Annotated in this window: 12 protein-coding genes; 8 read left to right on the top strand and 4 right to left on the bottom strand. The window is 60.9% G+C overall.

Translation table 11 applies throughout. The annotated features are described in order from the left end of the window. Nucleotides 1–20: 20 nt before the first annotated feature. The 3 genes from VN623_RS12965 to VN623_RS12955 form a co-directional block, all read right to left on the bottom strand. Nucleotides 21–287: a hypothetical protein gene (locus tag VN623_RS12965; RefSeq protein ID WP_325571547.1), complete on the bottom strand. Its 267-nt coding sequence runs from the start codon at nucleotides 285–287 to the stop codon at nucleotides 21–23. A 228-nt stretch (nucleotides 288–515) separates the two neighbouring features. Then, nucleotides 516–944 carry a DUF1772 domain-containing protein gene (locus tag VN623_RS12960; RefSeq protein ID WP_325571545.1) on the bottom strand — a complete coding sequence of 143 codons (429 nt, stop codon included), beginning with the start codon at nucleotides 942–944 and terminating at the stop codon, nucleotides 516–518. Between the two features lie 115 nt (nucleotides 945–1,059). Next, complete coding sequence (locus tag VN623_RS12955) at nucleotides 1,060–1,500, bottom strand: cupin domain-containing protein (RefSeq protein WP_325571543.1); 441 nt, start codon at nucleotides 1,498–1,500, stop codon at nucleotides 1,060–1,062. Nucleotides 1,501–1,592: 92 nt separating this feature from the next. Between VN623_RS12955 and ggt the strand changes: the two genes are divergently transcribed. Together ggt and VN623_RS12945 are read left to right on the top strand one after the other, a co-directional pair. Beyond that, nucleotides 1,593–3,335 (top strand): gamma-glutamyltransferase, encoded by a 1,743-nt coding sequence (gene ggt, locus VN623_RS12950; RefSeq protein WP_325571541.1) that lies wholly within the window; start codon nucleotides 1,593–1,595, stop codon nucleotides 3,333–3,335. A 48-nt stretch (nucleotides 3,336–3,383) separates the two neighbouring features. Next, a complete protein-coding gene (locus tag VN623_RS12945) occupies nucleotides 3,384–4,382 on the top strand; it encodes an FAD-dependent oxidoreductase (RefSeq protein WP_325571539.1) in 999 nt (332 codons plus the stop codon). Here the strand turns inward: VN623_RS12945 and VN623_RS12940 are convergent. After that, nucleotides 4,341–7,787: an acyl-[ACP]--phospholipid O-acyltransferase gene (locus tag VN623_RS12940; protein WP_325571537.1), complete on the bottom strand. Its 3,447-nt coding sequence runs from the start codon at nucleotides 7,785–7,787 to the stop codon at nucleotides 4,341–4,343. The genes VN623_RS12945 and VN623_RS12940 overlap by 42 nt on opposite strands. A 164-nt stretch (nucleotides 7,788–7,951) precedes the next feature. On the opposite strand from VN623_RS12940, the gene thiS reads away from it, so the two are divergent. The 6 genes from thiS to VN623_RS12910 all read left to right on the top strand — a co-directional run. Further along, on the top strand, nucleotides 7,952–8,170 hold the full coding sequence (thiS, locus tag VN623_RS12935; protein WP_325571535.1) for a sulfur carrier protein ThiS: 219 nt from the start codon (nucleotides 7,952–7,954) through the stop codon (nucleotides 8,168–8,170). Nucleotides 8,171–8,200: 30 nt separating this feature from the next. Continuing rightward, the gene (locus tag VN623_RS12930; RefSeq protein WP_325571533.1) at nucleotides 8,201–9,016 is read left to right on the top strand and encodes a thiazole synthase; all 816 of its coding nucleotides are present in this window, start codon (nucleotides 8,201–8,203) and stop codon (nucleotides 9,014–9,016) included. 7 nt (nucleotides 9,017–9,023) lie between these two features. Then, a complete protein-coding gene (locus VN623_RS12925; protein WP_325571531.1) occupies nucleotides 9,024–9,641 on the top strand; it encodes a thiamine phosphate synthase in 618 nt (205 codons plus the stop codon). Between the two features lie 117 nt (nucleotides 9,642–9,758). After that, a complete protein-coding gene (locus VN623_RS12920; RefSeq protein WP_325571529.1) occupies nucleotides 9,759–10,802 on the top strand; it encodes a CHAD domain-containing protein in 1,044 nt (347 codons plus the stop codon). 41 nt (nucleotides 10,803–10,843) lie between these two features. After that, nucleotides 10,844–11,905, top strand: a complete 1,062-nt coding sequence (gene hemH, locus VN623_RS12915) for a ferrochelatase (protein WP_325571527.1) — start codon at nucleotides 10,844–10,846, stop codon at nucleotides 11,903–11,905. 186 nt (nucleotides 11,906–12,091) lie between these two features. Then, a partial coding sequence (locus tag VN623_RS12910; protein WP_325571525.1) for an SPFH domain-containing protein occupies nucleotides 12,092–12,316 on the top strand: 225 nt, incomplete at its 3' end.

Genomic DNA, 12,316 nt, shown 5'->3' with positions numbered 1-12,316 from the left:
ACGTAGTCAAGATCGCGTTATTATTTGCACGCCAACTGCGACGAGTGGCATTCGGTCACAAAGGTTCCGGGCGCATCACAGTGCGTGCGGACCGGCCCCTTCGGAGTAAGACCTTTACCTTCGATGATGTTGGTCAATCCGTGCGTCGACATGATGACCGCGAGATCGTGTGTTAGTCCGTCGCCCAACGCTCCTACTCTAACGCAGTGGCCGCCGGCCTGAGCCGACACCGAAAACGCACAGATAAGAGCCGCCGTGGCGACCAAGCCAAGTTTCAATGAACGCATGTGCCCCTCCTAGGAACTGAGATCTTTCTCCCCGGCTGGAAACAGTCGAGAGCCCAAGCATTGAACAATCGAGAGTCGGGTAGCGGGGGGCACACTACCTCGCGAGGGTGTCATGAGACGTGTTGGAATTGCCACAATTGAGGGTGATTCAGCCCACTGTTCTCATACAAATTGGTAGCAATCGAGATTGCTCGACACGGACAAATCCGCTTCGACCGTCACGCCTGCTCAGGTCAGTGCTGAAGAGCGACGCATCAGAGCTGCCATGACAAGTGTCGCCATTGCGACGAGCTGGAACACCGCGCCCGTTGCGTGCGAATATTCCCAATTCCTACGCAACGTTTCCCAGTCGTCCGGGACGGCCGTCCAATTGTTCGTCGCGACATTTGCCGGATAGGTGAAGGTCCAGAACACGGCCTGCGCGGCAACAAGGCTGACCAATGCAGCAATCGCCAATAGACGCACCTGCCGATCATGGCGCGCGAAAACGATGACGGCGATGATTGAAACGAGCTGGATCGCAAGCACGTAACCGAATAGGTCCCAGCCTCGATAGATGCCCTGGACCGTGAAGTAAGCGTCACGCTCCAAGCCGATCTTGTTCGGAAGCGCCAAGAGATGGGCCAGGGCGCCACTGAGTGCGACAGCCGTACTCATCAGGGCAGCAAAAAAAACCGCGTCGCATCGGGTACATCGAAGCATGCCGAAAAAACCGCGGTCTCAAACGATCGTTCCGGCCGCAAGGATCGAAAAATCTGACGGTCAGGCTGGCTTAGTGTTTCACCGCAACGGACGTCGGCAAACCTTCCGCGCCTATGTAGACCACAAACAATCGCATCATACCGCTACCGGTATTCTTGCCGTTGTGTGGAATATTGATCGCCTCGGCGAGCGATTGCCCCTCTTTGTACGTGCGCTTGCCTTTGTCGCCGTAATCGACCGTCAGCTCGCCTTCAAGAACCAGGCCGGTGAGCGGAACCCCGTGCGTGTGCCAGCCCGTTTCCGTTCCCGGTGCCATCGTGACGATTCCAGTGGTCAACTTCGCCGGCGCGCCCGTCGGATAGACGATAGGTTCGTCCATTATTGTCTTGCCCGTCGAAAGCAGCGGCATGAAGCGCGGCGGCGGCGCGAGCGCAAATGCCGCCGCGGCACCGAGCACGAAGAGCGCGATTGCGCCTATGCCAATACGGAAACGGCTTTTGAACTGAGGCATGTATGTCTCCTAGTTGCTTTGAAGCGCCGCTGATACGTTATCTTGCTTCGCCAGCCATCATAGTTATGTGCAACCGTACCTGTGGAGCCCAGATGAGCCTGCGATTTTTTCTTACCCTGACTCTCTCGTTGCTCGCGACATCCGTCGTTGCGCAAGAAGTCCGGCCGCCGCCCGAAGCTGCCTCAGGCGTTGAGAGTAAATCTCTCGTCATTGCGCAGCGTCACATGGTCGTCGCTGCGGAGTCCGAGGCGGCAGAAGCGGGACGAGAAATTTTGCGGCAAGGCGGATCGGCCGTCGACGCGGCAATTGCGACCGAACTCGTGCTTGGCTTGGTCGAGCCGCAGTCGTCCGGTCTCGGCGGCGGCGCCTTTCTCGTCCTATGGGACGCCAAAACCCGCGCCGTGAAAACTTTCGACGGCCGCGAAACGGCACCGGCGGCGGCAAAGCCCGATCGCTTCCTGCGAGACGGCACGCCGATGGCGTTCGAGGACGCCGTACACTCTGGCTTGAGCGTCGGCGTGCCCGGCCTCGTCCGGATGCTGCAGGCCGCGCATGACAGATATGGCAAATTGCCGTGGGCTGCGTTGTTCGAGCCTGCGATCAAGCTCGCCGAATACGGATTTACCGTTTCGCCACGCCTTAGCGTTCTCTTGAGCAAGGCTCGGCCTCTGAATTTTGCCCCGGCGGCGCGGGCATATTTCTTTGATCGAAGCGGCAATCCGCGCATGGCCGGTAGCCTGCTCAAAAATCCGGAGTACGCGGCAACATTGAGAACGCTCGCCGATAAGGGTGCTGCCGCTTTCTACGACGGGACGATTGCGAACGCGATCGTCGAAGCCGGCAGCGCAGCGCCGATCGCTCAGAGTGACATGACGGTCGCCGACATCGCCGCTTACGCCGCCAAGGAGCGTGATCCCGTTTGCGTCAGCTATCGTACCCGCAACATTTGCGGCATGGGCCCGCCATCGTCAGGCGCCATCACGATCGGCGCCACGTTGAAGCTGATCGAGCCGTTTCCTCAAGTCCAGGGCCCGCAAGCGCGGATGACCCCGCCGGCGATGCACATTATTGCCGAGGCTGAGAAGCTCAGCTTTGCCGACCGCAACCGCTACATCGCCGACCCCGACCAGATCGCCGTTCCTTCGGGCCTGCTCGATGATGGGTACCTCGCCGATCGACGACGGCTGATCGATCCAGCGAAGGCGATGCCGAAGCCCGAGCCGGGACTGCCGCCTCGGCTTGCCAAGAAGACGTTCGGAAGAGACGCCACGAACGAGGTGCCGGGCACAACGCACATGTCAATCATCGACGACGAGGGCAACGTCGTGTCGATGACCGCATCCATCGAGAGCGCGTTTGGCTCGCATTTGTGGGCGGCAGGCTTTCTCCTCAACAACGAGCTGACCGACTTTTCGTTTGCGCCGGTCGATGCGAACGGCACCGCAATCGCCAATGCCGTCGCCGGTGGCAAGCGGCCACGCAGCTCGATGGCGCCGACGATCGTGCTTGATAGCCAGGGAAATCCCGAGATCGTCACCGGATCGCCGGGCGGCTCGCAAATCATCCTCTACGTCGTCAAATCGCTGGTCGCGACGCTGGACTGGAGGCTCGATGCTCAGAAAGCCGCGGCACTACCGAACTTCGGCAGCGAAGGCGGCGCTTTCGAAATCGAATATTCTCCCGACACCCTGTCGCTCGGCTTCGAAATGACCTCCTACGGCCATGCCGTTACCCGTGAGGTCATGACGTCGGGCATAAATACCATCGTACGGCGCGACGGCCATCTCGAAGGCGGGGCAGACCCGCGCCGCGAGGGTGTCGCCGTTGGCGATTGAGATTCGATTGAGATTAGAGGCACCGCGCAACCAGACAGAGGCCGCTTCGTGAGCAAGAAGTCTATCGTCGTCGTTGGTGCCGGTATTCTCGGCCTCTGGCAAGCTTACGTGCTGGCGCGCGCCGGAAATCGCGTTCGACTCGTTGAGGAAAGTACCGAGCCCTTCGCGCGCAGCTCGAGCCGCTGGGCGGCGGCGATGATCGCGCCGGAGTGCGAAGCGGAAGGCGCGCCGCCAATCGTGCGCGATCTCGGCCACGAAGGTCTGGCATTGTGGCGCGCCATGTATCCGGGCTTGGTTGCCAATGGAACTCTTGTCGTGGCGCCGGCGCGAGACGCGGCTGACCTCGCAAGGTTTGCGCGCATGACCGACCAGCACGAAATTGCCGATGCGGCGCGCATTGCGGCGCTCGAGCCCGATCTCTCTGGACGCTTCGAGCGAGGCCTCTACTATTCCGGCGAAGCCCACGTCGACGCCATCAAGGCGATGAACTGGCTGCTGACTGAAATTCGCGCGCTGGGCGTCGAAGTCGATCTCGGCCAGACCTGGCAACCGCGCGGCGAAGATGTGACGATCGACTGCCGGGGCATCGGTTCCAAGGCCAACCTGCCTTCGCTTCGCGGCGTTCGCGGCGAGCGTATCTTAATTCAATCGCGCGATGTCACGCTGTCGCGGCCGATACGGCTGCTGCATCCGCGTCAGCCAATCTACGTCGTGCCGCATAGCGAAGGACGTTTCGTCGTTGGTGCAAGCGTCATCGAACGCGAGGACGATGGCCCGATCACGTTGAAGTCGGCGCTCGATCTTCTGGGTTCCGCCTACGCACTGCATCCGGCATTCGGCGAAGCGTCGATCTTGGACATCGGTGCAGGCATCAGGCCGTCATTTCCCGACAACGTTCCGCGCATCATCGTCGAGGACGATGGACGCATGATCCGCGTTAACGGCGCCTACCGGCACGGCTTTCTGCTGGCGCCGGTGCTGGCGAAAGCGGTCGTCACGTATGTGTCAGACGGCCGTATCGAGAGCCCGCTGTTCGGCCACGCCTGACGCGACAGCGGCCTTGTGCGTCATACCCTGTTTTGCCATTTCGAGCGCCGCCACGTAGTCCGGCTTGCCCGAGCCGAGCAGTGGAATTTTGCTGACGACAAGAACGTCGGCGGGAACCATCAGCTCGGTCGCACCTTTGCGCCGCGCAAATTGCATGAAGGCTTCGCGCGTGCAATGGGCGTCTGTCGTCAATAGCACCAGCCGCTCACCCTTGCGCGCATCTGGCAGGGCAACCACCACCGTGATGAGCTGCGGCCAAAGCTCGGCCGCCAGCGCCTCGACCGCTGAAAGCGAAACCATTTCGCCAGCGATCTTGGCAAAACGCTTGGCGCGTCCCTTGATCGTAATGAAGCCCTGCGGATCGATTTCGACGATGTCGCCGGTATCATGCCAGCCGTCGACGGGCGGTTCGAGGACACCTGGATTATCTGCGCGATAATAGCCAAGCATGACGTTAGGTCCGCGCACATAGAGCCGGCCGCCTGTGTCGATGCCCGGCACCGGCTCGAGGCGAGCTTCCATCAGCGGAGATAGTCGCCCGACCGTGCCTGCCTTGTTGGCGAGCGGCGTATTGATGGCGAGCACAGGAGCAGTCTCGGTGACGCCGTAGCCTTCGAGAATACGCACGCCGAAGCGATCCATATAAAGTTGCCGCGTCCGGCCTTTCACCGCTTCGGCTCCGGCGAGCACCAGCCGTACGCGCGCGAAATCGTAAGGATGCGCTGTGCGTGCGTAGCCCGCGAGGAATGTGTCGGTGCCGAAAAGTATCGTCGCGTTCGAGCCGTAAACGAGTTCCGGAATGATGCGATAGTGCAGCGGCGTCGGATAAAGATAGACCGGAACGCCTGCGATCAGCGGCATCAGCAGCCCCGCCGTCAGGCCGAACGAATGAAACACTGGAAGCGCGTTGAAAACCTTATCGGACCCATTGCAAGCAACGCGCGTCAGGCTTTGCGCGCAGTTCGCGAGCAAATTGCGGTGTGAAAGAACGACGCCCTTCGGCAGGCCTTCTGATCCCGATGTGAACAGGATCGCAGCTGGCGCATTGAAGTCGCGCTTGACCTGCGCCGTGCCGCCCTGGCGGAGCCCCTTGAGCTTGTCAAAGAAGGTCACGGTCGCACGAACATCTTCGAGATAGATGACACGGGCGACGCCCTCGATCGCCTGCACGAGAGCTTCGAAGTGTCCTTTTTCAACGAAGACGCGAGATGTCAAAACGGTCGAAACATTGGCCGCCTTGCAGGCGGCGATGACGTTGGCGGAACCGGCCGTGAAATTCAGCATGGCCGGCACGCGGCCGATCGTCTGCAGTGCAAAGAACGTCACCGCAACACCCGCAGCGTTGGGCAGCAGCACGCCAACGGCTGCGCCTTCCGGCGGCAACATCGGCGCGAGCTTGGCGCCGAGCACCTGGGCCCCGACGACGAGCTTTTTGTAGGTGAGCTTGGTGCCGAGCGGATCTTCGACGGCAGGCTTTCCGGTGTCGCGTGTTTGCCGCGCCCGAACGAGCGCATCGAACAGCGTCTGATCGATCGGCGTCGTCAGCACGGCGGAATCGGTCATCACGTCTTGCAGCGCCGCGCCCGCGGCTTGGCGGCGCACTTTGCCGCGCAAGTTGGGATCGACGCTGAGATGCACGGGCGGCAGAATGGTCACCGTCGTTTTCGGGAACCAGACTTTCTTGGTTTGGTTTTTGTTAAGGTACCCAAAGCGTGAACGTTCGAGCCCATCGATGCGCACCGGAATGACCGGCGCATCGGCTTTGTCCGCAATCATCGCGGTGCCGTCGTAAACCTTCATCAGGCCGCCCGTGACGGTCAGCCGGCCTTCCGGAAAGATGACGAGCGACGAGCCGTCCTTCACGGCCTGGATCAGGTGGCGCATGCCGAGCGGGCGCGTTGGATCGATTGCGAACGATTTCGCCAATTTCAGAAACGGTTTCACCCACCACGTGTTGGCCATCGTCGTATCGACGGCAAAAGCCGCGTGAGACGGCAGCAAAGCGTGCATCAGTCCCGCGTCGAGCAGGCTGACGTGATTGGGCGCGATGATGGCTTTCTCGCCGGGCTTCGGAAGATTTTCGAGACCTCTGACCTCAAGATCGAAGAAGGTCTTGAACAGGAATGCGGCGACGTCCTTGACCCCCTCCGCCCCCCAGGCGCGCAGCACGAGTGCGACAACGATGAGGTTCGCCGCGCCGAGCGCCGCATAGAGAAGCGATATCGGAACCTGCGCGTACTGCATTGCGGCGACCGCAAGTCCCGATAGTGTCATGAAAGCCGCCGATAGCACGTTACAGCCGGCGATGACGCGCGACCGGCGATCGACCGGCGACCAGACTTGCACCGCCGCGAATGAGGGAACGATGTAAAGGCCGCCCGCGAAGGCGACGCCGAAGAGGTCGGTCAGCATGTGAATGCCGTTGAGCGAGGCCAGCACTTCCCTTGGCCCGATCGGAACAGCAGCTGGCTTTAGGGTCGACGACAACCACGCCAGATCGAGAAGAAAAAGACCCATCAGCAAGGCGCCGATCGGCACCAGCGCCAGATTCGGACGGTTCTTGCTCGCACGCGCCGCTGCAATCGAACCGAGGGCGACGGCGACTGCGAATATGAATAGCGCCAGTGTGTAGACGGCCGGTGTGCCGTTGATCGAACGCGGAATAAGATTTTGCAGCAACGCCAGCACGACGGCGCCAACCAGCCAGAACCAGGACGTGATGAGCGCGCCCTGCCAGATGCGCTTGTCGAGGCGCAAATCCTTCAGCAGCGTCGTCGTCGAGGTGACGATGTTCTTGTCGACGACGAGATTGGGAACGGACGACGGCGACGGCGGGATCATCCGCGCGGCGAGCCAGCCGAGCACCGAGATCACGACGATGCCACCGGCGACGAGTCGCAATTCCAGCTCGCTCCCTGATGCCAGATTGCCGCCGATCGTGCCAAGCAGTATCGCGATGAACGTCGCGCCTTCGATCAGCGCGTTGCCGGCAGGAAGCTGCCGGGTTTCGAGCTGTGCCGGCAGTAGGCCGTACTTCACGGGTCCGAAGAAGGCGCTGAGCGTGCCGAAGAGAACGAGTGCCACAAACAGCATCGGCAGCGACGGCAGCAGGAAGCCTGCCGCGGCCATCAACGCCACGGGAATTTCGATGAGCCGGACGCGGGTCGCAACGTTCGCTTTGTCGAACTTATCGGCATACTGACCGGCGAGTGCGGAGAACAAGAAGAACGGCAGAATGAGCGCCGCGCCGGCCAGCGTTCCGATGGCAGGGCCGTTCTCCATTGCCAGCCGGTAGACGACGAGCATGGCGAGAGCATTTTTCAGCAGGTTGTCGTTCAGCGCCGCCAGCAGCTGGCTCCAGAAGAGCGGCGCGAAACGGCGAGACGACATCAGTTGCGAAAACATAGGAAGTGATCCTCAATGCGCACGACGGAAAGTGAGCTTAGGCAATTGCGGCGGATTGGGGGTCCTTTGACCCAATGGCGGCGTCTGCAGTAAAGAATCGCGGGGCGCCCTAGTAAACGCCGATTAAATGCTTAGGTCCGACATTTCCGCCAGAGCCACCGCAGATGCTACAACCCGAACCTAAAACCGAGCTGATCGTCAATGGCCTGAAGGCACGGACCGCGGCCCGGACGATTGCCGAGCTCGTCGACGAGCAGGAGCTTGCCGCCTCGAAGGTTGCGACGGCGCTCAACGGCCATTTCGTGCCGGAACGGCGGCGTGCTACGACGGTGCTGAACGCTGGCGACCGCGTCGAGATCGTCTCCGCGCGCCAGGGCGGCTGAATGTAGGCTTGAGCGAGTTTCCAGATACCAATGAACATCCGAGATAAAAACCTGCATTCCAAGAAGGCGTTTTCGCTCTACGGCGAGCCCGTCGCATCGCGGCTGCTTCTGGGCACGGCCGGCTATCCGTCGCCGGCAATCCTGGCGGACGCGGTCAAGGCCTCTGGCGCGGACGTCGTAACGGTCTCGCTGCGGCGCGAATCCGCGGGCGGCCAATTCGGGCAGCGATTTCTAGAGATCATCAAAGGTCTTCAGGTTCGCGTGCTGCCGAACACGGCAGGATGCCGCACGGCACGTGAGGCGATCACTACGGCGGAGATGGCGCGCGAACTTTTCGGAACCGATTGGATCAAGCTCGAAGTCATCGGCAACGACGACACGTTGCAGCCGGATGTTTTCGGTCTCGTCGAAGCCGCCGGCGCGCTGGCGCGCGATGGCTTTAAAGTCTTTCCTTACGCAACCGAAGATCTGTCGGTCGCCGAGCGCCTGCAGCGCGCCGGTTGCGAGGTCATCATGCCGTGGGGCGCGCCGATCGGCAGCGGGCAGGGTCTTGCGAACGTTGCGGCGCTGACAAGTCTTCGCGCTTATTTTCCGGACGTTATGCTGATCATCGATGCCGGCATCGGCGCGCCCTCGCATGCCGCGCTGGCGATGGAACTTGGCTATGATGCGGTACTGCTCAACACGGCGGTCGCGAAGGCGGCCGACCCGGCGCGCATGGCCGAAGCGTTTGCCTCGGCGATTAAGGCCGGGCGCCTTGGCTTCGAAGCCGGCCTGATGCCAACGCGCGACATGGCCGTTCCATCGACGCCCGTTGCGGGCACGCCGTTCTTCGATCTCGATTGAGTTTGGCTTGGGCTCACCGGCATTCAAACTCGCCCGCTTTTATCCGATCGTTCCGGACATCGGCTGGGTTGCGCGCATCGTGCCGCTTGGCGTCAAGCTCGTGCAGCTCAGGATCAAGGACGGCACGCGCACCGATATCGTCGACCAGACGCGGCAGGCGCTGAACCTCACTCGGTCGCATGGTTGCCAGTTGATCCTCAACGACCATTGGGACGTGGCGATCGAAACCGGCGCCGATTTTATACATCTCGGCCAGGATGACCTGCGTCACGCCGACCTAACGGCGATCAAGCGGGCCGGTATCCGGATCGGCGTTTCGACCCACGACGACCAGGAACTCGCGGCGGCGCTCGCGGTTGAACCTGAATACGTCGCTCTTGGGCCGGTCTACGAAACCAAGCTGAAAGCGATGCCTTGGGCACCACAAGGGCTTGATCGCATTAAAGAATGGCGTGCAAAAATCGGTCCGCTGCCGTTGGTAGCCATCGGCGGTCTGACACCTGAAAGAGCACCCGGCGTCGTGGCCGCAGGTGCCGACAGCCTTGCAGTCATCACGGACTTTATGACCGCCGCTGATCCCGAGGCGCGTATTGCACTTTGGCTCAGCCAAACCGAAGATTTGTAGCTCGATCTTCGCTTATTTAACCATGCCGGTCTGCATCGGCCGCTTTTAACACTCCCGTGCGGCTCGGATTTGCATTAAACATCGCCGCGTTATCTCACGTTTCGAAGACACCGCAGCATGCCGTATCGATTTAAGATCGACGAGCCCGTGGAAAAAGGTTTTCGCCGCATTGCGCGCGAACAGCTGGACATCGCGTTCACGGAACTTGCGCCGCCGGCTCCGAACATTCTGCCCACCGGCGTGCACGAGTGCCGCAAGGCTTTGAAGCGCATGAGAGCGCTCGTCCGTTTGGCAACACCGGCGCTGGGACAGCGGAAGGCGCGCCGGCGAGCACGGGCACTGAGTGAAATTGCCCGGCTGCTTTCGGCTCGCCGCGATCAGGCGGTGATGCTCGAAACGCTCGCGAAACTCACGTCAGACTCGGACGCGGCAGCGACGCTCGCCCCCCTCCGGGCGCACCTTGTCGGTGTGGTGGGAGAGGAACCGAAGCCCCTCGACGCCGACTGCGCCGCGAAGGCGAGGCTGATGCTGCTTCGGGAAGCCAAGAAATTCGCTCACGCGCGTTTTCGCAAGCGTGGCTTTGCCGCTCTCGAAGGCGGCCTGGAAAAGAGTTACCGGCGAGCCCGCAACGCCATGAAAAATGCCTACGGCGAGCCCTCCGACGAGAGCTTCCATACGATGCGTAAGGCGGTGCAGTGGCACTGGCGCCAGATGAGCCTGCTCGGCCGCGCCTGGCCTGATGAGTTCGCCGTCAGAGTGACCGCCGCTCGCGAACTATCGCAGATGCTGGGTGACGATCACGATCTGGCAATGCTGATCGATGTCGCGACCCGCGCCGAAGACATATCCGCCGAGGACAAGGAAGCGATCGTCGCGTTATGTCTGCATCGCCAACGTGCGTTGCGCAACGACGCCGAACCCCGCGCCGAGCGCCTTTTCGCCGAGACACCTGCGGCGTTCACAAAGCGAATGGCCGCGTACTGGCGCTTTGGCCGGACTGTCGATCAGGGCCGGAATGTCTTGCCGGTCGCGCGCGCCGAAGCGCAAAAACCGCAGGTTCCGGTCAAACCCGAAATTCAACCCGCTGCCGAAGCGGCTTCGACAAAGCCCCGCCTTGCGGCGAAAGCTCCCGTGTCGGCCCCATCGCAACGCCGCGCCTGATCCGTTAGTGTCGGCGAAGCGTTTGTAGCTTGAGAGGGCGGATGAACGAAGTTCCGAAATCAAATCGATTTGCGAATGAAGCAGCCGCGCTGCCAGCCGGCCACGCGCCGGTCGCGCACGGCCGCGTCGGCGTCCTGCTGCTCAATCTCGGCACACCGAGCGGCACCGACTACTGGTCGATGCGTCGCTATCTCAAGGAGTTCCTTTCCGACAGGCGCGTGATCGAAGTACCTCGATGGAAGTGGTGGCCGATCCTGAACCTCATCATCCTGACCATACGTCCAGGCCGCAAAGGCAAGGATTACGCGACGATCTGGAATAACGAGAGGAACGAAAGTCCGTTCAAGACGATCACGCGCGGTCAGGCCGAGCAGCTTGCCGCCAGGCTAAAGGATGAGCCGCGCATCATCGTCGATTGGGCGATGCGCTATGCGACGCCGACGACGGAAAGCCGCATTCTGGCGCTCAAGGAAAGCGGCTGCGATCGCATCCTGCTGCTGCCGCTCTATCCGCAATACGCAGGCGCAACGACCGCAACCGCCTGTGACGAGGCGTTTCGCACTCTGATGAAAATGCGTTGGCAGCCTACCGTTCGCGCCGCGCCCAGCTATCACGATCATCCTGTTTATATCGATGCCCTGGCGCGATCGATGCAAAAGCATCTTGCGAAACTCGATTTCGAACCGGAAAAAATAATCGCGACGTTCCACGGAATGCCGCAAAAATATTTGCAGAAGGGCGACCCCTACCACTGCCAATGCCAGAAAACGTCGCGCCTATTGCGGGAAAAACTCGCTATTCCACAGGAGCGCTGGCTGACGACATTCCAATCGCGTTTTGGAAATGAGCCGTGGCTGCAGCCTTATACGGATAAGACGGTCGAAAGTCTGGCGCGTGGCGGCACAAAAAGCGTGGCGCTTGTCGCCCCCGGATTTTCTGCCGACTGCCTTGAAACTCTCGAAGAACTCGATCGCGAAAACCGTCACATATTCGAGTCCAACGGAGGAGAAAAATTCGCCTATCTACCGGCCCTCAACGATAGTCCGGAGGGAATCGACGTGATCGAGGCAATCGCCCGTGGCGAGCTGATGGGCTGGGTCTGAGTCCCGAAAATCTTCGCGGCGCTTTCCTCATCTTTATTTGCGGCGATTTCGTATCGCCATTTCTCCCTGTATGCCGCCATATTCCGCGAAATTACTCTTTCTTTACGAATTCTTTGTTTCCGCCACTTAAAGCGGCTGCGTGAATACACATATTTGAAAGTGATTCGCTGGCGAGGGAGAAACGCTATGCCGGGGTTTGGCGGCTTCGAGGGTTTCGGCTTTATTCTACTTGCGGCCGCCGTATGGGCGCTCTGGTCGACCGTCAAGATCGTACCGCAGGGCTACTCGTTCACCGTCGAGAACCTCGGACGATACACGCGGACGCTGTCTCCCGGCATGCACATCTTGATCCCGGTCATAGAGCGTGTTGTCCACAAGATGAACATGAAAGAGCAGGTGATGGATATCCCG

The sequence above is a fragment of the Hyphomicrobium sp. genome, assembly GCF_035572195.1.
Lineage (GTDB): Bacteria > Pseudomonadota > Alphaproteobacteria > Rhizobiales > Hyphomicrobiaceae > Hyphomicrobium_B.
Note: the sequence above shows the minus strand (reverse complement) of the source record. Positions and strands in the feature narration are given on the sequence as shown.

Excerpts from the sequence above, each read along its gene's own strand:
- VN623_RS12955 (WP_325571543.1), bottom strand. The coding sequence starts at position 1,500 with ATGCCTCAGTTCAAAAGCCGTTTCCGTATTGGCATAGGCGCAATCGCG.
- VN623_RS12965 (WP_325571547.1), bottom strand. The coding sequence starts at position 287 with ATGCGTTCATTGAAACTTGGCTTGGTCGCCACGGCGGCTCTTATCTGT.
- VN623_RS12940 (WP_325571537.1), bottom strand. The coding sequence starts at position 7,787 with ATGTTTTCGCAACTGATGTCGTCTCGCCGTTTCGCGCCGCTCTTCTGG.
- VN623_RS12930 (WP_325571533.1), top strand. The coding sequence starts at position 8,201 with ATGAACATCCGAGATAAAAACCTGCATTCCAAGAAGGCGTTTTCGCTC.
- thiS (WP_325571535.1), top strand. The coding sequence starts at position 7,952 with ATGCTACAACCCGAACCTAAAACCGAGCTGATCGTCAATGGCCTGAAG.
- hemH (WP_325571527.1), top strand. The coding sequence starts at position 10,844 with ATGAACGAAGTTCCGAAATCAAATCGATTTGCGAATGAAGCAGCCGCG.
- VN623_RS12920 (WP_325571529.1), top strand. The coding sequence starts at position 9,759 with ATGCCGTATCGATTTAAGATCGACGAGCCCGTGGAAAAAGGTTTTCGC.
- ggt (WP_325571541.1), top strand. The coding sequence starts at position 1,593 with ATGAGCCTGCGATTTTTTCTTACCCTGACTCTCTCGTTGCTCGCGACA.
- VN623_RS12960 (WP_325571545.1), bottom strand. The coding sequence starts at position 944 with ATGAGTACGGCTGTCGCACTCAGTGGCGCCCTGGCCCATCTCTTGGCG.